The following is a 444-nucleotide window of genomic DNA, read 5'->3' as shown; positions in this document are numbered from 1 at the left end:
CTAAAAACGGATCTAATGCCTCTCCTTGGAGCGCACCGAAGCTTCCGGAAATAGTAAAGCTGTTATTCATGTCAAAAACAGGAAAGGTCCAGGTAAGATTTACCGGCGTTCCATTCATAAAATTAGCTCTTGCGGTGATCTTTGGCTGCGGAATTTCTTTGGAAGTAAGGTTATTCAAATTATTTATTTCCGCGGAAACATCAGTAAATCTAATAATTGCAGGTTGCCTGCTCTCCTGCACCTGCTCTTCATAAATGATCTCACTGTTCTCCACCAGTACCTGCTTAAAATTCAGTTTTACCGGGGCGTTCCGCAGAAGCTCACTGTAAAGCGGTTTTCTTCGAACATCGTCTTTCACTAGTTTATTACGGTAGATCTCAAGAAAAGCATTGGAAATTGTCATTTTTGACTCCTTTAGAAGAAGAGTATCCCGCACCATCTCAA

General features: G+C 41.4%; 1 pseudogene. It reads right to left on the bottom strand.

From position 1 onward, the window contains the following. Positions 1 to 403, bottom strand: a pseudogene (locus HC176_RS16575) (hypothetical protein); the annotation flags it as partial. Positions 404 to 444 lie beyond the last annotated feature (41 nt).

This window comes from Tamlana crocina (genome assembly GCF_012037625.1).
Note: the sequence above shows the minus strand (reverse complement) of the source record. Positions and strands in the feature narration are given on the sequence as shown.